Origin of the sequence: Kutzneria kofuensis (genome assembly GCF_014203355.1) — a bacterium.
GTDB classification, from domain to species: Bacteria; Actinomycetota; Actinomycetes; order Mycobacteriales; family Pseudonocardiaceae; genus Kutzneria; species Kutzneria kofuensis.
In genome coordinates this window covers 7,530,049-7,551,699 of the sequence record NZ_JACHIR010000001.1, presented here as the reverse complement: position 1 = coordinate 7,551,699, position 21,651 = coordinate 7,530,049, and the positions used below count along the sequence as shown (strand labels likewise).

At 71.0% G+C, this 21,651-nt stretch carries 19 protein-coding genes; 9 read left to right on the top strand and 10 right to left on the bottom strand.

Features of this window, described 5'->3' with window-relative positions; all coding sequences use genetic code 11:
* Positions 1-933 carry an ABC transporter permease gene (locus tag BJ998_RS34495; RefSeq protein ID WP_184867490.1) on the bottom strand — a complete coding sequence of 311 codons (933 nt, stop codon included), beginning with the start codon at positions 931-933 and terminating at the stop codon, positions 1-3.
* Positions 930-2,630 (bottom strand): ABC transporter substrate-binding protein, encoded by a 1,701-nt coding sequence (locus tag BJ998_RS34490; RefSeq protein ID WP_184867489.1) that lies wholly within the window; start codon positions 2,628-2,630, stop codon positions 930-932. The genes BJ998_RS34495 and BJ998_RS34490 overlap by 4 nt, the downstream gene beginning before the upstream one ends.
* A gap of 145 nt (positions 2,631-2,775) precedes the next feature.
* Here BJ998_RS34490 and BJ998_RS34485 point away from each other — a divergent pair, with 145 nt between their 5' ends.
* From BJ998_RS34485 to BJ998_RS34455, 7 genes are all read left to right on the top strand, one after another.
* Positions 2,776-3,546 (top strand): class I SAM-dependent methyltransferase, encoded by a 771-nt coding sequence (locus BJ998_RS34485; RefSeq protein WP_184867488.1) that lies wholly within the window; start codon positions 2,776-2,778, stop codon positions 3,544-3,546.
* A gap of 37 nt (positions 3,547-3,583) precedes the next feature.
* Positions 3,584-5,671 (top strand): alpha-galactosidase, encoded by a 2,088-nt coding sequence (locus tag BJ998_RS34480; RefSeq protein ID WP_184867487.1) that lies wholly within the window; start codon positions 3,584-3,586, stop codon positions 5,669-5,671.
* Between the two features lie 200 nt (positions 5,672-5,871).
* Positions 5,872-6,582, top strand: coding sequence for a 3-keto-alpha-glucoside-1,2-lyase-like domain-containing protein (locus BJ998_RS34475; protein ID WP_184867486.1), 711 nt, complete (start codon positions 5,872-5,874; stop codon positions 6,580-6,582).
* A gap of 165 nt (positions 6,583-6,747) precedes the next feature.
* Positions 6,748-7,641 (top strand): GNAT family N-acetyltransferase, encoded by an 894-nt coding sequence (locus BJ998_RS34470; protein ID WP_184867485.1) that lies wholly within the window; start codon positions 6,748-6,750, stop codon positions 7,639-7,641.
* A gap of 40 nt (positions 7,642-7,681) precedes the next feature.
* Positions 7,682-9,025, top strand: a complete 1,344-nt coding sequence (locus tag BJ998_RS34465) for an apiosidase-like domain-containing protein (RefSeq protein WP_184867484.1) — start codon at positions 7,682-7,684, stop codon at positions 9,023-9,025.
* 43 nt (positions 9,026-9,068) lie between these two features.
* Positions 9,069-9,845 (top strand): isocitrate lyase/PEP mutase family protein, encoded by a 777-nt coding sequence (locus BJ998_RS34460; RefSeq protein ID WP_184867483.1) that lies wholly within the window; start codon positions 9,069-9,071, stop codon positions 9,843-9,845.
* A gap of 53 nt (positions 9,846-9,898) precedes the next feature.
* Positions 9,899-11,944, top strand: coding sequence for a hypothetical protein (locus BJ998_RS34455; protein WP_184867482.1), 2,046 nt, complete (start codon positions 9,899-9,901; stop codon positions 11,942-11,944).
* 1 nt (position 11,945) lies between these two features.
* Here BJ998_RS34455 and BJ998_RS34450 read toward each other — a convergent pair whose 3' ends face one another.
* From BJ998_RS34450 to BJ998_RS34430, 5 genes are all read right to left on the bottom strand, one after another.
* Entirely contained in the window at positions 11,946-12,806 is an 861-nt protein-coding gene (locus BJ998_RS34450) for a diacylglycerol/lipid kinase family protein (RefSeq protein WP_184867481.1), read from the bottom strand.
* Positions 12,803-13,747 (bottom strand): twin-arginine translocase subunit TatC, encoded by a 945-nt coding sequence (gene tatC, locus BJ998_RS34445; protein WP_312890462.1) that lies wholly within the window; start codon positions 13,745-13,747, stop codon positions 12,803-12,805. The genes BJ998_RS34450 and tatC overlap by 4 nt, the downstream gene beginning before the upstream one ends.
* Positions 13,744-13,998 (bottom strand): bacteriophage holin, encoded by a 255-nt coding sequence (locus BJ998_RS34440; protein WP_184867480.1) that lies wholly within the window; start codon positions 13,996-13,998, stop codon positions 13,744-13,746. The genes tatC and BJ998_RS34440 overlap by 4 nt, the downstream gene beginning before the upstream one ends.
* 168 nt (positions 13,999-14,166) lie before the next feature.
* Positions 14,167-15,141 (bottom strand): helix-turn-helix transcriptional regulator, encoded by a 975-nt coding sequence (locus tag BJ998_RS34435; protein ID WP_184867479.1) that lies wholly within the window; start codon positions 15,139-15,141, stop codon positions 14,167-14,169.
* Positions 15,138-16,124, bottom strand: coding sequence for a helix-turn-helix transcriptional regulator (locus BJ998_RS34430; RefSeq protein ID WP_184867478.1), 987 nt, complete (start codon positions 16,122-16,124; stop codon positions 15,138-15,140). The genes BJ998_RS34435 and BJ998_RS34430 overlap by 4 nt, the downstream gene beginning before the upstream one ends.
* A 179-nt stretch (positions 16,125-16,303) precedes the next feature.
* Between BJ998_RS34430 and BJ998_RS34425 the strand changes: the two genes are divergently transcribed.
* Entirely contained in the window at positions 16,304-17,056 is a 753-nt protein-coding gene (locus BJ998_RS34425; protein ID WP_312890461.1) for a UbiA family prenyltransferase, read from the top strand.
* A 48-nt stretch (positions 17,057-17,104) separates the two neighbouring features.
* Here BJ998_RS34425 and pafA read toward each other — a convergent pair whose 3' ends face one another.
* Positions 17,105-18,463: a Pup--protein ligase gene (gene pafA / locus BJ998_RS34420; RefSeq protein ID WP_184867477.1), complete on the bottom strand. Its 1,359-nt coding sequence runs from the start codon at positions 18,461-18,463 to the stop codon at positions 17,105-17,107.
* A gap of 115 nt (positions 18,464-18,578) precedes the next feature.
* Here pafA and BJ998_RS34415 point away from each other — a divergent pair, with 115 nt between their 5' ends.
* Positions 18,579-19,964, top strand: coding sequence for a bifunctional phosphatase PAP2/diacylglycerol kinase family protein (locus tag BJ998_RS34415; RefSeq protein WP_184869123.1), 1,386 nt, complete (start codon positions 18,579-18,581; stop codon positions 19,962-19,964).
* Positions 19,965-20,029: 65 nt separating this feature from the next.
* On the opposite strand, the gene prcA is transcribed toward BJ998_RS34415, so the two are convergent.
* Together prcA and prcB are read right to left on the bottom strand one after the other, a co-directional pair.
* Positions 20,030-20,770 carry a proteasome subunit alpha gene (gene prcA / locus BJ998_RS34410; RefSeq protein WP_184867476.1) on the bottom strand — a complete coding sequence of 247 codons (741 nt, stop codon included), beginning with the start codon at positions 20,768-20,770 and terminating at the stop codon, positions 20,030-20,032.
* Positions 20,771-20,813: 43 nt separating this feature from the next.
* Positions 20,814-21,647, bottom strand: a complete 834-nt coding sequence (gene prcB / locus BJ998_RS34405) for a proteasome subunit beta (RefSeq protein ID WP_184867475.1) — start codon at positions 21,645-21,647, stop codon at positions 20,814-20,816.
* Positions 21,648-21,651 lie beyond the last annotated feature (4 nt).

Genomic DNA, 21,651 nt, shown 5'->3' with positions numbered 1-21,651 from the left:
TCAGCCCGCCTTCCTGGTCAGCCGGGTGGTGCGCGGGTCGAGCGCCACCCGGACCCCCTCACCCATCAACGTGAACGACAGCACGGTGAGGAACACCATGAACGCGGGGATGAGCACGTACATCACATCGCTGCGGAACCACGTGGTCGCGGTGGACAGCATCTGGCCCCACGACGAGGTCGGCGGCCGCACACCGACGCCGAGGAACGACAGCGCCGCCTCGGTGATCACATTGGTCGGCAACAGCAAGGCCGCGTAGGTGATCACCGGCGCGGCCAGCCCGGGCAGGATCTCCCGGCGCGCGATGCGGAACCCGCCGGCGCCGGACAGCCGGGCCGCGGCGACGAAGTCCCTGGTGCGCAAGGACAACGTCTGCCCCCGGCTGATACGGGCGGTGCCGCCCCAGCCGAGCACGCCGATGACCAGCGCCAGCAGCAGCGGCCGTGGGAAGCTGTCCGGCACGATGGTCAGCAGCGCCAGCGAGAAGATGATGACCGGGAACGCGATCGTGATGTCGGCCATCCGGGACAACACCGTGTCCAACAGCTTTCCGCCCAGGCCCGCGGCCAGACCGACGACCACGCCGAGGAAGACCTGCACCACCGTCGCGGAAACGGCCACCAGCAACGAGATCTGCGCGCCCTGGGCAACGCGGGCGAACAGGTCGCGGCCGGTCTGCGGCTCCACACCGAGCCAGTGCTGGCCGCTGATCCCGCCCAGCGGCCCGATCGGCACGCCGCCGCGGGCCGAGTCCACCAGGTCGTTGTGGAACGTGGCGATGTCCTGCCCCTCGATCGCCGTCAGCACGGGGGCGAGAATCGCCAGCAGCACCAGCAGGCCCGCCACGACCGCGCCGAACACGGCGGCGCGGTCGGTGCGGAACCGGCCGGCGAAAACCCGGAATCCGGGTCTGGCCTCGGACGGAGCGGTCACTTCACGGACACCTGGGACAGGTCGTAGACGCCGGTCCAGTCGCTGACGAAGGCGTTGCGCACGTTCTTGCCGAACAGGCGCAGCTGGGTGGTGTGGAACAGCAGCACGTTCGGCGCCTGCTTGCTGATCTCGGCGTCGAGCTGGCCCCACCGCTGCGCGGCCTGGGCCGGGTCGGTGATCTTGTTGATCTCGTCGATCTCGGCGTTGACCTTCGGGTCGTTGAAGTGCGAGGTGTTGAAGTTGCCGCCGCCGGCCAGGTACTGGCGGCCGTCGAAGATCGGGATGATGAACGGCCCGCCGGACGGCCAGTCCGCGCCCCAGCCCTGCACCGCCATCTGCGGCTGCGTGGCCGGATTGTCCACAGTGGTCCCGTAGCTGTCGCTGTCGATGCTCTGCAGCTTGACCGTGATCCCGGCCTTCTTGTACGCGTCCTGCACGGCGGTGGCCACCTTCGGCCCGTCCTGCTCGGCGTCGTCCGACCGGTGCGCCAGCGTCACCGTGATGCCGTTGGGGAAGCCGGCCTCGGCCAGCAGCTGCTTGGCCTTGGCCGGGTCGCCGCTCGCGCCCGCCGGGAAGAAGTCGAACGCCTGGTAGCCCATGTTCTTGTTGTTGGGCAGGAAGGTCGTCGCCGGGTAGGCCAGCGAGCTGCCGCCGGCCGCGTTCACCACCGAGGTGCGGTCGATGGCGTAGTTGAACGCCTGGCGCACCTTGATGTTGTCGAACGGCGCCTTGGTGTTGTCGAACGCGAGGTAGAACGTGTACGGGAAGCCGCCCTTGGCCACCCGCTTGGCCAGGTCGGGGTTGCCGTCCAGCTGGGCCAGCTCGGACGGGCCGAGGTCGGTGTCGGTGGTGACCGCGTCGGCGTCCTTGCCGGTGCCGGTGGACAGCCGCTGGTTGATCACCGCCGGGTCCAGGCCGTACGTGCCCTCGATGCGGTCCGGGCAGGCCAGCCGGTTCGGGTCAACCTCCCGCGACCAGTTGGTGTTGCGGACCAGCACGACGCTCTTGCCCTTGTCGTACGACTCGATCTTGTACGGGCCGCTGGAGACCGGGTGCTTCTCGTAGTCCGCCCCGGTGTCCTTGGCCTTGGGCACCGGCGCGAACTGCGTGGCCGTGGCCAGGTACGGGAAGTCGCCGTGCGGCGAGTTCAGGTGGAAGACGATGGTCTTGGCGTCCGGCGTCTCGATCGCCGCGATGCCGTTCGGGTCCTTGTACGGACCTGGGTAGTTCTGCGCGTTGACCAGCCAGTCGTGCAGGTACGGGGCGCCGCCGGGCAGTTCGGCGGCGAAGCCGCGCTCGATGCCGTACTTGACGTCCGCGGCGGTGATCGGCGTGCCGTCCTCGAACTTCAGGCCGTCACGGAGGTGGTAGGTCCACACGGTCGCGTCGGCGTTCGGCTCCCCGGTGTCCGTGGCCAGGTCGGGGGCGACCTTCGCGCCGTCGGCGCCGGCCTTGCGGGCTCGCGTCGTCAGCGTGCGGAACAGCAGCGACGGAATGTTGCCGCCGCCGGAGGTGTAGAGCCGGGCCGGGTCCAGGTGCGAGCCGGCGTCGTTCTGGTTGAGGATCTCCAGCGTGCCGCCCTGGCAGTTGTTCGGGTCGAACGCCGTGGCGGTGTTCTGGCTGCCGCCGCCGCAGGCGGTCGCGGTGCCGGCCAGTAACACACCGGCCACCAACAGGGACGGTCGTCGCCAGGTCATGGTGATCCCCCACCTCGATATCGGTCCGTGCACGGATGGTCGCAGACCCTATCCGGCCTCGGCATCCGTCGATCGGCCGTCCACCCCTTGAGATCTCGACTTGTTGCAAGTAGCTTGCAGTAAGGACCGAAACAGGGGAGGGCCCATGACCAGCACCGATGTCGTCGATCCGGCCGTCGCGGCCGCCTGGCTGCGCCGCTGGGACGCGCAGCAGGAGCGCTACATCGCCGATCGTGAGCTGCGGTTCACAGTTATCGGGGACGTCGCGACGGACACGCTCCGCCAGCATTCGTCGCCCACCGTGCTCGACCTCGGCTGCGGGCCCGGCTCGCTGGCCGCCCGGCTGGCCGAGCGCCTGCCCGCCGCCCACCTGGTGGGAATCGACACCGACCCGCTGCTGCTGGCCTTCGCCCGCGCCACCGCTCCGTCGGCCGTGCGATTCGTCGAGGCGCGGCTCGGCGATCCCGGTTGGACGGACGCCCTGGGGCTGGCCGGCAAGGTCCAGGCGGCGGTGTCCACAACGGCGCTGCACTGGCTGTCCGAGGCGGCGCTCGGCCAGCTCTACCGGGACCTCGCCGAGCTGATCGAGCCCGGTGGCGTCTTCGTCGACGGCGACCACTTCGCCGAGGCGCAGCCCCGGCTGCACGAGCTGCAGCGGCTGGTGCGGCACCAGCGCGAGGCGCGCCAGGGCGTGATCACCAACGAGAGCTGGGAGCAGTGGTGGACGGCGGTCGAGGCCGAGGAAACGTTTGCCGACCTGCTCGCGCAGCGGCGGGAACGGGCGCTGCCGGCGCACGACCACGGCATCGGCCCCGGGCTGGAAGTCCACGTGGAGTTGCTCCAGCAGGCCGGTTTCCGGGAGATCGGCACCGTGTGGCAGTCCGGTGACGATCGCGTGCTGGTGGCCGTCCGATAGTTGAAAACGTTCTCGGGTGTCGCCTAGGTTGCCGCTCATGAGTGAGCTGATCAGCCTGGCGGCGAACGGGGTGGGCCTGGTCGTCGAGACCGGACCGGGCCTGCCCCGCGTGCTGCACTGGGGCGCCGACCTCGGCCCGGTCGACGATGCTTTCGTGCTTGCCGCGGTGCCGGGTGTGGCGCCGAGTTCGGTCGACACACCGATCCGGCTCACCCTGCTGCCGTCCGAACAGGAGGGCTGGCTCGGCCGGCCCGGCACGGCCGGCCACCGCGACGGCTCGTGGCAGCACGTGCGCCCCGAGCTGCTCGCGCCGGTCGCCGTGGACGGGAATTCGGTGAGCTTCACCGCCGCGGATCCCGTTGCCGGCGTGGAGTTCCACGTCGAGCTGCACCTCGACCCGCAGGGCGTGCTGCGGGTCCGGCACGAGGTCGTGAACACCGGCGCCGACACGTGGACCGTGGACGCCCTGCGGCTGATGCTGCCCGTGCCGACACACGCGACCGAGTTGCTGGACCTGACCGGCCGCTGGTGCCGGGAGCGGTCGCCGCAGCGCAGCCCGTTCCTGCACGGCCTGCGGGCACGGGAGAGCCGGCGCGGCCGCACCGGCCACGACGCCACCGGGCTGCTCGTCGCCGGCACCGACGGCTTCGGCTTCCGGCACGGCGAGGTATGGGGCGTGCACCTCGCGTGGAGCGGCAACCACGACCACTTCGCGGAGCGGCTCGCCGAGGGCGTCAGCGTGCTCGGTGCGGCGGAACTCCTCTCGCCGGGTGAGATCCGGCTCGCGCCGGGCGAGTCCTACGCGACGCCGTGGGCGTTTTTCGTCTGGTCCGACCAGGGGTTGGACGGGTTGAGCTCGCGCCTGCACGCCTGGATGCGGGCCCGGGACTCGCATCCGTCGACGCCGCGGCCGGTCGTGTTGAACACGTGGGAAGCCGTCTACTTCAACCACGACCTGGACCGGCTCAAGGCGTTGGCCGACCGCGCCGCCGAGATCGGCGTCGAGCGGTTCGTGCTCGACGACGGCTGGTTCCTCGGCCGCCGCGACGACTCCGCCGGCCTCGGCGACTGGTACGTGGACACCCAGGTGTGGCCCGACGGCCTCGGCCCGCTGGTGGACTACGTGCGGGGCAAGGGAATGCAGTTCGGGCTGTGGTTCGAGCCGGAGATGGTCAACCCCGACTCCGATCTGGCCCGCGCCCACCCCGACTGGCTGCTGGTCGCCCCCGACCGCCCGGCCCGGCCGTGGCGGCGGCAGCAGGTGCTGAACCTCGCGCTGCCCGCCGTTTACGACTATCTGTTGGAGCGGCTGGATTCCCTCGTCTCCGAGTACCGCATCGACTACATCAAGTGGGACCACAACCGGGATCTGATGGAGGCCGTTCCCGGCGTGCACGGCCAAACCCTCGCCGTCTACCGGCTGTTGGACGAGCTGCGGTCGCGGCACCCCGGGTTGGAGATCGAGTCCTGCTCCTCCGGCGGCGCCCGCGTCGACCTCGGCGTCCTGGAGCACACCGACCGCGTGTGGGCCTCCGACACCAACGACGCCGTTGAGCGGCAACGGATCCAGCGCTGGATGGGGTTGCTGGTCCCGCCGGAGCTCATCGGCAGCCACGTCGGTCCGCCCGAGGCCCACACCACCGGCCGCTTCGCGGAGCTGCCCTTCCGCTGCGCCACGGCGCTGTTCGACCACGCCGGCCTGGAGTGGGACCTCACCGGCTTGTCCGATTCCGAACTGGCCCAGCTGACGGCATGGATCTCCGTGTACAAGCGGCTGCGGGGCCTGCTGCACGGCGGTGTGACCGTCCGGGCCGATCACACCGATCAGGGTTCCCTCCTGCACGGCGTCGTCGGCGACGGCAACGCCGTTTTCTGTTACGCCAGGCTGGAAACCTCCCCCGACGCCGTGCCAGCCCGGCTCCGCTTCCCCGGGCTGGACGCGGACCGCCGCTACACCGTGACGGCGATCGACGAGCTGGCCCCGGCGGAGGGTCGGTTCGTCCAGCAGACCCCGTGGATCGCCGAGGGCGTCACCCTGACCGGCGCGGTCCTGGGCCAGGTCGGCGTGCAGGCCCCCCTGCTCGGCCCCGGCCAGGCCATGGTCTTCGAACTAACCGCCGCCTGAACCCCCGCGAGTCCCGCCCGGCGTCACACCGAAATGCGGAACGGAGCAGAACTGAGCCTCGGGGCTCAGTTCTGCCCGAAACCTGCATTCGGTGTGTCCCAGAGCGGGACTCGCCGGGGTTGACGCCTGCCTTCACCCGCTCGTAACCTGGTCCCGCCGCGCATGAAAAGGTTTACATCCGATTCAGGCCCGGAGGGATCATGGTTCGTCGTCCACTATGGATAGTCACCATCGCGATCTCCCTGCTCATCGCGGTCGTCACCGCCCCGGCGTCCCAGGCGGCCAAAGCCGACAACCCCTACAACGACCCGAACCTCGTCTCCATGTTCGACGGCAAGACACTGGACGGCTGGACGTCCCAGGCAGCGGGCCAGTGGTCGGCCAAGGACGGCGTCATCCACGGCAACGGCACGTCGCGCGGCTGGCTGTACTACAACAAGGCGCAGGTCGGCACCTTCCGGTGGATCTTCACCGTCCGCCAGGTGAAGGGCAACCACGCCCCGACGGTGCTGATCTGGGGCACCACCAGCCCGCTCAAGGACGCCCTGAGCGCCATCCAGTTCCAGCCGCCCAACGGCGGCCACTGGGACTACCGGCCCGGCCACAACAACGGCGGCGGCAAGCTGTTCAAGCAGCTGCCGCACGACAAGATGGACATCCACAACTGGAGCCAGTGCGAGCTGATCGGCAACAAGACGACCGGCGTCGCGCGGATGGCGTGCTGCCCGCTCAAGGGCACGGCCACCACCTGCAAGGCCACCGAGGTCCTCGACTTCACCGACAAGACCGCGGGCCGTGACGGCCCGCTGGCGCTGCAGGTGCACAACAGCGGCATCCAGGACGAGTACCGCGGCCTGTACGTCGAGTCCCCGGTCGTGACCAGCCCGGACAAGTTCATCACCACGGGCTGAAAAACCGTTCGCGGGGGCGCGCCGGCGTGGTTACCATCGTCGGCGCGCCCTTTCGGACACGACAAGGAGGTGGGAGCGATGGTCACTCGACTGTTCACGTGCTCCCACCGGACCCCAAGGGCGTGATTCGGGAGCACACACCGACACTCCCGGAGTTCCACACACATGTCTGATCTGATCGTCCGGCCGCTGCGCGCCGGCGAAGAGGCGCTGTTCGACTCGCTGCCCGACCCCAATCTGGTCGGCTACGGCGCGTTCGGCACCACCTACGCCACCGGCAACTACCGCCCCGAGTGGACGTGGGTCGCGCTGCGCGACAGCGTCGTGGTGGCCCGCGCCGTCTGGTGGGCGGGACCCGCCGACACCGAGCCGAAGGCGTTGGACTGGTTCGACTTCACCGACGCCGACGCGGCCGTGCACCTGCTGCGCACCGCGCCCTTCCGCACCGAGTACTCGATCCCGTTGCCACCGAACTGGCGCGACGATCCGGCGGTGCACGCCGCCGCCACGGCCCGTATCGACGCGGCGACCGCCGCCGGCCTGAAGTATCTGGTCGAGCGCTACACCTACCGCTGGACCCCCGACCGCGGCCTGCCGGAGCGCAGCACACGGTTGGAATTCCGACCGGAACCGGACGACAACGTCATCTTCGACGTTTTCCGCCGCGTCAACGCGACCAGCCTCGACGCGCACGTCCGGCACATCATCGCCGAGCAGGGTCTCGACGCCTCCGCCCAGGAGGAACTGGACTACCTGCGCTGGATGCCGAGCCCCCGCGAGTGGTGGCGGCTGGCGTACACACCGGACGGTGAACTCGTCGGGCTGGCCGCGCCCTGCTACCACTACAGCGCCCATGCCGTCGGCTACATCGCGGTCGTGCCCGAGCAGCGCGGCCACGGCTACGCCTTCGACCTGTTGGCGGAAACCACCCACATGCTGGTCGCCGAGGGCGCGGAGAAGATCGTCGCCGGCACCGACGTCACCAACGTGCCGATGGCCAAAGCCTTCGCCCGCGGGAATTATTTGGTCGCACAGCACCGCATAGATCTTCTGCCATAACCACTGCGGACCCGGATCGCGGACCGTACGATCCGAAATCGTGCGGATCCCGATCCTGGTAACAGCAACGGTTCTCGTCTCGTCGATGCTCGCCACGCCGTCGGTACAGGCGCCGGACACGTCCGGCCATGACGCGTGGCCCACGTCGGCCAGCGCGAACGGTCGGTACCTGCTGGACCAGAACGGCCGGCCGTACCTGATCTCCGGCGACTCGCCGCAGGGCCTGTTCGTGACGATGTCCGAGGTGCAGGCCGAGGACTTCTTCGCGGACAGGCGCGCGGCCGGCTTCAACACGCTGTGGATCAACTCGCTGGTGCCGCCGGACCAGGGCGGTCACCCCGACGACGCCACCTTCGACGGCATCACCCCGTTCACGACGGCGGGTGACATGGCCACGCCGAACCCGGCCTACTGGGACCGGGTCGAGCGCATGGTCGCCGCCGCGCGGGACGAGGGGCTGACCATCTGGCTCACCCCGGTCGAGACGTGCGGGCACCTGCAGCTGTTGCGGGACAACGGGATCGACAAGTCCTACGCGTTCGGGAAGTTCCTCGGCGCGCGATTCGCCAAGTATCCCAACATCGTCTGGTTCAACGGCTGCGACCTGCAGACGTGGCAGGACCCCGACGACACCGCGCTGGTGCAGGCGGTCGCGCGCGGCGTCAAGGCCACCGACCCGCGCCACCTGCAGACCGTCGAGTTGAACTACATGACCAGCGGCTCGCTCGACGATCCCACCTGGCGGCCGTACATCCAGCTGGACGCGGCGTACACCTACTACCCGACGTACGCGCAGGTGCTCAAGGAGTACAACCGCGAGAACCCGCTGCCGGTGTACATGACCGAGGCCAACTACGAGGACGAGCACGAGTACACCGGGCCGAAGACGTTGCGGCGCCAGGAATACTGGACGATGACCAGCGGCGCCACCGGCCAGCTCTACGGCAGCGGCTGGACGTGGCAGTTCAAGCCGGGCTGGCAGGACCACGTGGACACCACGGGCACGCGGGAATTCCGGCTGATGACCGACCTGTTCCGCAGCAGCCGCTGGTACGACCTCGTGCCGGACCAGGACCACTCGCTGCTGACCGCGGGCTACGGCACTTTCAACCCCTGGGGTTCGGTCAACGACAACGACTACGCCACCGCCGCGCGCACCGCGGACGGTCGGCTGGCCGTGGTCTACATGCCGACGTCCCGCACGATCACCGTTGACATGTCGAAGATGCAGCCCGGCGCGATCGCGTTCTGGTACGACCCGACGGACGGCAGCTACCGGCTCGCCAACCCGCCCGTGGGCCGCGGCGAGGTGCAGTTCACGCCGCCCGGCCGCAACCACGGCGGCGAGGACGACTGGGTGTTGCGGATTTCCTCGTTCGGGTGACGGTTCGGCGCGCACCGAACCGTCCCGTGCCTAGGCTTCCGGCATGACGAGCTTCCGGGAGCTGCACCAGAGCGGTTTCTTCGTGCTGCCCAACGCCTGGGACCCGGCGTCCGCGCGGTTGCTGTCGGCGGTGCCGGGCGTGCCGGCGCTCGGCACCACCAGCGCCGGCGTGGCCGCCGCTCTCGGGCTGCCGGACGGCGAGCGGATGCCGATGGCCACGATGATCAAGGCCGTGGCGGCGATCGTCGGCGCCTCCGCCGTGCCCGTGTCGGCCGACCTCGAAGGCGGCTACGGCGATGTGCGCGCCACCGTCCGGGCGGCCCTGGATGTCGGCGTCGCCGGCGTCAACATCGAGGACACGCGGTACCCGGAGGCGCGGCTGCGCGGCCCCGCCGAGGCCGCCGACCGCATCGCCCAGGTGCGGTCGCTCGACCGTGAGCTGGTGATCAATGCTCGCACCGACGTGTGGTGGTTCGGCGGCGGCGGATTCGACGAAGGCGTGGCCAGGATGCGGCAGTACGTCGAGGCCGGCGCGGATTGCGTGTTCGCCCCTGGCCTGCCGGAGGAGCTCATTCCCGAGATCGTCGCCGCGCTGCCGGGCGTCGCCCTCAACGTGCTCGCCTCACCCACGCTGCCGTCGCCGGAGTCGTTGGCCGCCATGGGAGTTCGCCGCGTCTCCACCGGCTCGGCGCTGGCCCGGCTGGCCTGGGGCTCCGCCCGAGACGCGCTGGGCTCCGTGCTCGGCGGCGCCGGCTTCGCGGGCCTGGCCAGCACGCTCAGTTATCAGGAGCTGACCGAAGCGCTGGATAAACGCTATTGACCCGTGACCTTGGCCTGACATCATTCCGCCCGAAACCGTAGGGGGGAATGATCATGGACGAGCAGTCCATCGAGCCTTCGCGCGCGCAGAAGACGCCGGAGGACCCGATCGCCGAGCCGCCGAGATACGACGCGCCGGCCGATCAGCTGCCGCAGACCACGCCCGTTGTGGACCAATCGCAGCCGACCACGCCCGTCGCGGACCTGCCGGCGACTGTATGGCAGCCCGCGACCGACGTGCCGCAGCCGGCCACTGAGCCGGCGAACCCGTGGCAGGCGACCGGAGCGCCGCAGGCGAGTTACGCGCCGCCGGCCGATTGGCACCCGGCCGCGCCCGTGGCCGACCTGCCACGGAGCCACTGGCAGCCGGAAAACCAGCAGACCGTCGCCATGCAGGCCGGCGAGCCGGTGCCGGTGGCGAACCTGCCGCAGGCGCCGTGGCAGCCGGGCGGCCAGGTTCCGCCCGTCGGTGCGCTGCCGCAACAGACGTGGCCGCAGCCGGAGCCGTGGCATCCGCCGCTGCTGGTGGACGCCGGCCTGCCGCCGGGCTGGCACGCGCCGCTGCGCACGGACCTGGTTCCGGTGGCGCCACGCAAGCGCCGCAGCAAGCGGATGATCCTCACCGCGGCGGCGGTGGTCGTGCTGCTGGTCGCGGGCGTCACGACGTGGCTGGTGTGGCCGCCCGACCGCAGCCCGTTCGAGCAGGCGGTCGTCGGCCTGGCGGCCCAGCCGGTGGTGGACTACACGTCGACCCTGCCGGACGGCACCGAGTTCGACGGCCGCGTCACCAGCCAGGGCGACGCCGTCGGCTGGCTCACCGGCGACGTCGTCGACCACGTCAAGTTCCCGTTCATCATCGTGAACGGCAAGATGTTCGTCCGGCTCGACGGCTCGCTGCTCCCGTACGGCGCCTCGACCGGCATCGACGCCGCCGAGCTCAAGGACCGCTGGGTCACCGGCGATGTCGGCGACCTGACGTCGTTGATGAAGCAGGAGGTGACGCCGAAGGCGATCGCCGACAAGCTGCGTGACGAGGTGGCCCGGACGGAGAAGCTGCCCACGCCCAGCGACGACGGCACCACGATCAACGGCGTGCCCGTGCTCAGGGGCGACACCCCGGACGGCACGCTGTACGTGGCCAAGCAGCAGCCCTACCGGGTCGTTCGGTGGATCGACAAGAACACCAAGAAGGGGGCCTCGGCGTTCGCCGATCCCGGGCGCAAGCTCCAGCTGAACGGCGCTCGGGCGGCCTACACCGGCCTGGGCACGGCCGACTTCAAGCCGATGACCGCCGACGGCTACGACAAGACCTACGACGAGCTGGAGACCGACGTCGGCCAGCTGGGCAACGCCATCGACACCACCGTGGTGCTCAACCACACCGGCGTCGACATGACGAACGACTTCGACCAGTGCGAGCAGGCCGGCTGCCAGGTCACCGTGCACTTCACGGTGACGACCATGCCGGGCTCGACCCCGCCGGCCGAGGTGCCGGCGACGATGACCGCCGACGTGACGATCAACGACGTGCCCGCCGGCTCATGCACCACGACCGACAAGGTGCCCTCCAGTGGCGCCGCCACCATGGGCTGTGTCGACAAGGACATGCACGCCGGCTTCCAGCAGGCCAACGACAAGGCCCGCCAGGACGCGGAGGCCAAGGCCGGCGACGCCCTCTACGTCTCCTGGTGGCTCGCCGCCAAGGTCAAGGTGCACGCCTTCGTGGCGGCCACGGTGGACGTCGCCGCCGAGGGCAAGCGGCTGGAGTCGTTCCGGCCGGACCACGCCTGCGGCTGGTCGGAGAAGGGCGGCAGCGGCCGCACGCCGGTCAACCTGTACGACAAGTTCGCGGCCCGCCTGGACACCGCGCGCTACCCCGACTTCGAGATCCACGTCTACCAGGACGGGCAGGCGTACGGCGACTTCGGGCCCAACGGCTGGTTCGCGAAGAACGGCGTGGCGGTGCCGGCCGACCCGCCGGCGAAGCTCCAGCAGATGCTGAAGGACGCCGCGGTGGCGTTCATGAAGTCCGCCGGCACGCTCAAGGACGGCGACTCCACCGACGGCGACAAGTGGAAGCGCCCGGCGCCGAAGTGCTGAGCTAAGCCACCACCGTCAGCGCCCTCGGCACGCATTCGACGGTGAGCGGCAGCTCGCGCTGCCGCTCACCGTCCGCGTACCCGACCCAGTCGTTGCCGGCGATGGCGACCGAGCTGGCCCGCAGCGTGGTCACCGCCGGGTGGTCCACGTGCCGCCCGGTGCGCAGCTTCGGCAGGATCCGCATCAGCTCGGACCGGCTGGCCCGGCCGGCGATGGTGACGTCGAGCAGGCCGTCGCCGGGGTCGGCGTCGGGGCAGATGGGCACGCCGCCGCCGTAGAACGGGGTGTTGCCGATGGCGATCAGCGTCGCCTCCAGCTCCGCCTCGCCGGCGGGTGTGCGCACGGTCAGGGGCCGGGACTTCAGCTGCGCCAACTCCAGCACGATGGCCAGGTCGTACCGACGCGGGCCGCGCGGCCACCGCATCCGGTTGACGCGCTCGTTGACGGCCGAGTCGAAGCCGGCGCACAACACCGTGCCGAACCAGGCGCCGCGCTGCACCCGCCCCAGGTCGATCGAGCGCCGACGACCCGTGCGCAGGGCCTCGACGACGCCGTCCAGGCTCAGGTCGAGGGCGCGGGCGAAGTCGTTGCCCGTGCCGGCGGGGATGACAGCAAGGGCGGTTCTGGTACCGGCACACGCTTGCACGCCCGCATGCGCGGCCCCGTCGCCGCCCAGCACCGCCAGCACCTCGGCGCCGTCGCGGACGGCCTTGTGCGCGAGCCGGGTCGTGCCCTCGGCGTCGGAGGCGACCAGTAGCCGGACGTCACCGCAGGCCTCGCGCAGGCGGCTCGCTACCGTGCCGGCGACCCGCCCGGCGGCGCCGAGCCCGGCCGCGGGGCACACCAGCAGGGCTACCGTCACGTGGCGTCTTCGTCGTACGCCGTCGCCCGAACCTCGGACTCCGGTGTCGCCTGCTCGGGCTGCGGGTCGTAGTTGAGCGGCGAGGCCTCGTCGTCGGACAGGCCGGCCCACTCGTTGTCCTTGTCCTTCTTGCGGTCGTTCAGGCGGGAGATCTGCACCGCCACCTCGAACAGCAGGGTCAGCGCGCCGGCCAGCACGCACATCGAGATCGGGTCCTGGCCGGGGGTGACCACCGCGGCGAAGCAGAACAGGCCGAAGATGATGCCCCGGCGCCACCGCTTGAGCTTCTCGTACGGCAGGATGCCGACCTTGTTCAGCATCACCACCAGCAGCGGCAGCTCGAAGCTGACACCGAAGATCACCAGCAGCGCCAGGATGAACGAGATGTACTTGTCGGCGGTCAGCGCCGTGACGAACTCGCTGGAGCTGATGCTGGACAGCACCGTCAGGGCCTCGGGCGCGACCAGGTAGGCCAGCACCGCGCCGCCGACGAACAGCACCACCGCGCAGGCGACGAAGATCCGCGCGAACTTCTTCTCCTTGGAGTAGAGGCCCGGCGTGATGAACGCCCACAGCTGGTACAGCCACATCGGGCTGAACAGCACCGCGCCGGCCGCGATACCGACCTGCAAGCGGACCATGAAGCCCTCGAACGGGCTGTTCTGCAGCAGCTTGCCCTCGGTTCCGGGCAGCTTCAGGTTGGACGGAATCGAGTCGTACGGATCGATCAGCAACTTACCCAGCGTCGGAATGGGCCACGGGGCCGTCTCGAACCAGACGAAGCCGACGATCGCGCCCATGGCGATGCCGAGCATCGCCATGCCGAGCCGGTACCGCAGCTCGTACAGGTGCTCCATCAACGTCATCGTGCCGTCGGGATTGAGCCGACGGCTGCGACGACGCCGCTTGGTCTTGCGTTCGGTCTTCTTCTCGGACGTCACCGATGCCGCCCCTCAGCGTCCGCCGCCGCGCCGGCGACCCGTTCCTCTGCCCCGATCCTACGGCGTTGGGCCAGCGCCACCCCGAGCGCGGCGACCCGGGCCCGGATCAGCCCCCGCCGGTCGGCGATGTCGGCCTGCGCCCGCGCCGCGGCCGCCCGGAAACCGGCGGCCTTGCGCCGGGTGCGCAGCAACGTGAGCACCAGGAGCACCAGGCCCAGAACGATCACCAGCGCGGCGATGACGTACAACACGAGCACACAGTAAAGGTTCCCGCATACGCCCCCCGTACAGCCCACCCAACCCCCGCGAGTCCCGCTCTGGGACACACCGAAATGCGGTTTCGAGCAGAACCGAGACCCGAGGCTCAGATCTGCCCGAAACTTACATTCGGTGTGCCGGAGAGCGGGACTCGCCGGGGTTCAGCCGGCGAGTTGGCGGCCGGCACGCTTCAACGCCGCCGACGTCCGCTCGCGGATCAGCTCCACCAGTTCCGCCGGCCCCTCGGCCACGGCCAGACCGCCGGTGCCGATCACCAACCTGGCCATCCACATGGGATCGGTGTACCGCATGACCACCCGGCAGCGGCCGCCGTCCAGCTCGGTCTGCTCGTCAACGGCGTAGTACTCGGAGATCCACCGGGCGTCCGGCTCCAGCCGCAGCACGGCCACCTGCTGCCCGGCCTCGGGCCGGAACAGGCCGGCGGAGACGTCGGTCGGCTCCGCGTACGGCGGCGGCGCGGCGGGCTCGTCCAGCACCTCGATGGCGTCGATCCGGTCCAGCCGGAACAGCCGCACGTCGTCGGCGTAGCGGCACCACGCCTCCAGGTAGTTCCGTCCTTCCACGAGCAGCGCCCGCATCGGGTCCACCACCCGCTCGGTGACCTCGTCGCGGGACGCCGTGTAGTACCGGATCCGCAGCGCCCGCTTGCGGCTCAGGGCATCCCGGACGACCTCCCGAACCTCGGCGGTCGCCTCCGCCTCCGGGGCGGCCAGCCCGACCACGACGCCGGCCGGCCGCGCCTCGCCGGCGGCCGCCTCCACCTTGGCCAGTGCCCGCCGCACGGCGTCGGTGTCGGCGACGCCCGGCGTTTCGGCCAGCGCCCGCAGCGCCACCAGCAGCGCGGTCGCCTCGGCGCCGGTCAGCCGCAGCGGCTTGTTCATGCCGGCGTCGAACGTGACGGTGATCGTCTCGCCCTCGAAGGACAGGTCGATCAGGTCGCCGGGCCCGTAGCCCGGCAGCCCGCACATCCACAGCAGCTCGAGGTCCTTGCGCAGCTGCCGGGCCGTCACGCCGAAGTCGGCGGCGGCCTCGTCGACCGGGATGCCCGGCCGCGCGATCAGGTACGGCACCAGCGCGAGCAGCCGGGTCAGCCGGTCGGTCCCGCCCGAGCTCACGACGCCTTCCCGTCCGCCGCGGCCAGCGCGCCGAGCAGCCGCTCGTACACCGCCTTGCGCAGCACGTCCGGCTCCAGCACCTCGACGTCCGCGCCGAAGCCGGCGATCCAGCCGGCCGCCGACTCGGGCAGGTTCAGCTCGATCTCCAGCAGGTCCCCCTCGATCCCGTCGACGACGTCCGTGCCGACGACGCGCGCCCGCCGGCGCAGCCCCTGCGCCTGCCCCCTGGCCACCCACAGCCGGGCCAGCGTGCCCTGGCCGTGGTCGTCCTCGAAGCCCTTCACGTAGCTCATCAGGTCCACGCCCGCGGGCGCCTCCACCACGCCCGGCTTGCTCACGGCCTTGGCGTCGCCGACGATCCGGGACAGCCGGAAGCAGCGCGCCGCCCGCCGGTCGCGGTCGTGCCCGACCAGGTACCAGCGGCCCCGCCAGGACACCACGCCCCACGGCTCCACGGTCCGGGTCCGCACCTCGGCCGGCACCGGTCGCCGGTAGTCGAACGTGACGACCCGACCGGTCTGCACGGCCTGCAGCAGCGTCGCGAACGCCGGCTCGCTGGCGCGCACGCGGGGCTCGATCGCCGCCGGCGCGGCCTGGTCCACGTCCACGCCCGCGGCACGCAGCTTGAGCAGGGCCACCTCCGCCGCGCCGGTCAGCTCCGGCGAGTCCCACAGCCGCACGGCCAGCGCCACCGCGGCGGCCTCGTCCGGCTCCAGGTCGATGTCGCCGAGCTCGTAGTCGCGGCGGGCGATGCGGTAGCCCTCGGCCGGGTCGAACGGGTTGTTCCGGCCGGTCTCCAGCGGGATGCCCAGGTCACGCAGCTCGGCCTTGTCCCGCTCGAACATGCGGTAGAACGCGTCCGGGTTGGCGTCCTCGGGGTAGCCGGGCACGATCGTCCTGATCCGGTCGGCCGTGAGGTACTGCCGGGTGGACAGCAGGCACAGCACGAGGTTGACGAGACGTTCGGCACGGGCTATGGACACGTCAGCACCCTAACCCCGTCGCCGGTCGCCGTGTCCGAGCAACCACGCGGCCGTCGGGCGAATCGTCCATCCGGGCGCGTCGGGACGCCGCGCCACCTGGGCGTGGGTCAGATCGGTCGCCGGCACAACACCATCCTCGTCCGGGCCGATCCCGGCCGGTTGCGGCAGAGTAGTGGATCGTGTCCACGGTCAGCGGACTGGTCCGCGCGAGCCACCCGGCGCCGGCCGCCGCCGTCACGGTGATCTTCATGGGGCTGGCGGTGGTGTGGGGCCGGTCGCCGGCGGGCATCGCCGCCGTCGGCGCGGCCATCCTGACCGGGCAGCTGTCCGTGGGCTGGCTCAACGACTACCTGGACCGCGATCGCGACGCCGCCGCGAAGCGGGCCGACAAGCCGATTCCGAACGGCGACGTGAGCGCCCGGACGGTGTTGGTGGCGTTCGTGGTGGCGGCCGTCGCCGTGGTGCCGCTGTCGTTCCTGTCCGGGCTCGTGGCCGGTGTGGTGCATCTGTTCGCCGTGCTCAGCGCGTGGAGCTACAACGCGGTCCTGAAGGGCACTGTGCTGTCGGTGCTGCCGTACGCGCTGTCCTTCGCCGCAGGGCCCGCGTTCGTCGTCCTGGGGCTGCCTGCGACGCCGCCGTGGTGGCTGCTGGTCGCCGGCGCGCTGCTGGGCTCCGGCGCGCACTTCGCCAACACGCTGCCCGATGTCGCCGCCGATCTGGCCACCGGCGTCCGGGGGCTCCCCCAGCGCCTCGGTCCGCGCCGAAGCTGGGCCGCGACGGTGGTGTTGCTGTTGGCCGCCGGCGCCGTTCTCAACCTGTACGCCGTCCCGCTGTCGGCGATCGTCCTCCTGTACGGCCGCCGCCACCCGTTCCAGGCGGCGATGGCCGTAGCCCTGATCGACGTCCTCCTCCTGATCATCACCACCCCGTGACGTGCGAAGACCCGCCCCGGTCGTGAGGGCGGGCCTTCGCGTCGTCCGTCAGAGGCTGGAGATCAGGCGTTCCACGCGCTCGTCGACCGCGCGGAAGGGGTCCTTGCACAGGACCGTGCGCTGGGCCTGGTCGTTGAGCTTGAGGTGCACCCAGTCCACGGTGAAGTCCCGGCCGGCGGCCTGCGCGGCGGCGATGAAGTCGCCGCGCAGCTTGGCCCGGGTGGTCTGCGGCGGGGTGTCCTTGGCCGCCTCGATCTCGCCGTCGTCGGTCACCCGGTGCACCAGGTCCTTGCGCTGCAGCAGATCGAAGATGCCGCGGCCGCGCCGGATGTCGTGGTACGCCAGGTCCAGCTGGGCGATGCGGGGGCTGGACAGCTCCAGGCCGTGCTTGGACTGGTAGCGCTCGATCAGCCGGTGCTTGACCGCCCAGTCGATCTCCCGGTCGATCTTGGACAGGTCCTGCTGCTCGACCGCGTCCAGGACCTTGCCCCACAGGTCGACCACCCGCTGCGCGGTCGCGTCGCCGGCGCGGGACGCCACGTGCTCGACCGCCTTGGCGTGGTACTCCCGCTGGATGTCCAGCGCGGACGCCTCCCGGCCGCCGGCCAGCCGGACCAGCCGGCGGCCGGTCAGGTCGTGGCTGATCTCGCGGATCGCGCGGATCGGGTTGTCCAGGCTGAAGTCGCGGAACTGCACGCCCTGCTCGATCATCTCCAGCACCAGGTTGGCGCTGCCCACCTTGAGCAGGGTGGTCACCTCGGACATGTTCGAGTCGCCGACGATCACGTGCAGCCGCCGGTAGCGCTCGGCGTCGGCGTGCGGCTCGTCGCGGGTGTTGATGATCGGCCGGGACCGGGTGGTCGCGCTGGACACACCCTCCCAGATGTGCTCGGCCCGCTGCGACAGGCAGTACACCGCGCCGCGCGGGGTCTGGAGCACCTTGCCGGCGCCGCAGATCAGCTGCCGGGTCACCAGGAACGGCAGCAGCACGTCCGCGATGCGGGAGAACTCGCCGGCCCGGGCGACCAGGTAGTTCTCGTGGCAGCCGTAGGAGTTGCCGGCCGAGTCGGTGTTGTTCTTGAACAGGAAGATGTCGCCGCCGATGCCCTCGTCGGCGAGCCGCCGCTCGGCGTCGACGAGCAGGTCCTCCAGGATCCGCTCGCCCGCCTTGTCGTGCGTGACCAGTTGGGTGAGGTCGTCGCACTCGGCGGTCGCGTACTCCGGGTGGGAGCCGACGTCCAGGTACAGGCGCGAGCCGTTGCGCAGGAAGACGTTCGAGGAGCGCCCCCACGACACGACGCGCCGGAACAGGTACCGCGCCACCTCGTCGGGTGACAACCGACGCTGCCCGTGGAACGTGCAGGTCACCCCGAACTCGGTCTCGATTCCGAAGATCCGCCGCTGCATCCCTTCACAGTAGGCGGTCCGACGCCGACTGACCGTGCGCCGTTCGGGGATCGAGCCGAAAATTCGGCTACCTTCGCATAACGTGCGCTCCGTGAACCGCCTCGACGAGGCCCTGATGCGCAGGTCGGCGGCTCTGCGGCCGTCCCGCGCCGATGTTGTCGTCAAGAAGCTGTCGACTTCAGCGAATCACAGTTTGATCTGGTTCACCGCCGCGGCCGTGCTGGCCACCATCCCAGGTCGGGGGCGGCGAGCGGCGCTGCGCGGCGTGGTCGCCATCGCCGGCGCGAGCTTCACCGCGAACGCGCTGGGCAAACAGATCTTCCCGCGCCGGCGGCCGGCCGCGGACCTGGTGCCCGTCGCCCGCCGGCTGACCCGCCGTCCCACGTCGTCGTCGTTCCCCTCCGGCCATGCCGCGTCGGCCGCCGCCTTCACCACCGCCGTCGCCCTGGAGTCGCCGGTCGCCGCCGCCTTCGTCGCGCCGGTCGCCGCCGCCGTGGCGTACTCGCGCGTGCACACCGGCGTGCACTGGCCGTCCGACGTGGTCTGCGGCGCCGCGCTCGGGCTCGGCCTGGGCCTGCTCACGCAGCGCTGGTGGCCCGTCGGCGTCGGCCAGCCGGCCGAGTCGGCCGTGCCCGTCCGCACGCCCGTGCTGCAGGACGGCGAGGGGCTGACGATCGTCGCCAACCCGAACTCCGGCCCCGACGACACCGATCCCGCCGACGAGATCAAGGCCGCCTGGCCCAAGGCGACCGTGATCCGCATCGACGATCTCGCCGACCAGGATTTCTCGGCGGTGCGGGCGCTCGGCGCCGCCGGTGGTGACGGCACCGTGGCCGCCGTCGCCTCGGTCGCCGCCGGCACCGGCCTGCCGCTGGCCGTGGTGCCCGCCGGCACCCTCAACCACTTCGCCCGGGACATCGGCGTCGCCAGCCTGGAGCAGACCCGCACCGCAACGGAATCCGGCGAGGGCATGGCCATCGGCCTCGGATCCGTGTCCGTCGACGGCGCCGAGCCGACGATCTTCCTGAACACCGCCAGCCTCGGCGGCTACCCCGACCTGGTTCGCCTGCGCGACAAGCACGCCAAGCGCCTGGGCAAGTGGCCCGCCGGCGCCTACGCGCTGGTTCGGGTGCTGCACGAGGCCGAGCCGCTGACCGTCACCCTGAACGGCCGCCGGCAGACGGTGTGGATGGTGTTCGTCGGCAACAACCCGTACCTGCCACGGGGTTTCGCCCCGGCTACTCGGCAACGGCTGGACAGCGGGCTGCTCGACGTCCGCTTCATCCGCGCCGACGTGCCGTTCTCGCGCATCCGATTCGTGCTGGCCGCCCTGGCCGGGGCCCTGCACCGCAGCCACACCTACCGGCAGATGGACCTGCCCGGCTTCGACGTCCGCGTGCACGGCCGGGCCGTCGCCATCGCCACCGACGGCGAGGTCGGCCCCGAGGGCACCGTGTTCACGTTCAAGGCCCGCCGCACCGCGCTGACCGTGTATCGCTGACGCGCACAGCAATGGCCCCGGCCGAGGTGGCCGGGGCCATTGACGAAGCGGGAACCGGAAGCGGGCTACTCGGCCGGCTTCTCCGGCTCCTCGGCGGCGGGCGGCTCCGCCTCGGCGGGCTTGGTCGAGGCGAGCAACTGCTCCAGGACGTTGCCCTGGATCCGCCGGAACGCCCGGCGCGGGCGCTTGCGGTCCAGGACGGCGACCTCGAGCGAACGGGCGCCGTTGCTGGCGGGGCTGCCGGCGTCGAAGGCGGCGACAGCGACCCGCAGGGCGTCGGCCAGGGGGGCGTCGTCCTGGAAGGAGTCCTTGAGGGCTCCGGAGATGGCGTCGGCCTGCCCACCCATGACGACGTACTTGGGCTCGTCGAAGATGGAGCCGTCGTAGGTCAGCCGGTAGAGCTGGTCGGTGCCGTACGAGCCACCGACCTCGGCCAGGCAGACCTCGACCTCGAACGGCTTGATCTGCTCGGTGAAGATCGAGCCGAGCAGGCCGGCGAAGGCGTTGGCCAGCGAGCGGGCGTTCACGTCCCGGCGGTCGTACTGGTAGCCGCGAAGGTCGGCGTGGCGAACGCCGGCCACCCGCAGGCTCTCGAACTCGCTGTACCGGCCGACGGCGGCGAAGCCGATCCGGTCGTAGATCTCCGACACCTTGCGCAGCGTCGACGAGGTGTTCTCGGCGACGAACAGCACGCCGTCGGTGTAGGTGAGCACGACGACGCTGCGGCCCTTGGCGATGCCCTTGCGGGCGAGCTCCGAGCGGTCCCGCATCACCTGCTCGGCGGATGCGTACAACGGCAACGTCACTGTGCGGCTCCTGTGGTTCGTGGATACGTCATCGCGGCGGACCTCAGCTGCGGGTGCGGTCCGCGACAACCGCCTCGGACACCGCGGCGGCGGTCTCGTCGGGCAGCCGCACGGCGCCGTCAACCCCGTTGACGGTGATGACGACCGGGAAGATCCGGCGCACCAGGTCGGGCCCGCTGGTCGCGGAGTCGTCGTCGGCGGCGTCGTAGAGCGCCTCGATGGCGGTGCGCACGGCCGCGTCCTGGTCCGCGTCCGGGTCGTACAGCTTCTTCAACGAGCCCTTGGCGAACACCGAGCCGGAGCCGATCGAGTGGTAGCCCGCGTGCTCGTCGAACCGGCCGCCGGTGACGTCGTAGGTGACGATCCGGCCGGCCCGGTCGGGGTCGGGCGCGTCGACGTCGTAGCCGACGAACAGCGGCAGCACGACGAGGCCGGCCATGGCCGCCTCCAGGTTGCCCTTGATCATCGCGCCCAGCCGGTTGGCCTTGCCGTCGAGCGTGATGGTCACGCCCTCGAGCTTCTCGTAGTGCTCCAGCTCGAGCTGGTAGAGCCGGACCATCTCCACCGCGAGCCCCGCGGTGCCGGCGATGCCGACCGCGGAGTACTCGTCGGTGACGTACACCTTGTCCATGTCACGGTGCGCGATCACGTTGCCCTGGGTGGCCCGCCGGTCACCGGCGATCAGCACGCCGCCCTTGTAGGCGACGGCGACGATCGTGGTGCCGTGGGTCAGCTCCAGCGGCCGTGCGCCGGGCGAGACCCGGTTGAACGGCAGCAGTTCGGGCGCCTGTGCGCGCAGGAAATCCACGAACGAGGACGTGCCCGGCGTGAGATAGGCCGCCGGCAGTGCCGCGCCCGTGTTCGAGTTGTGCTCCATGTAG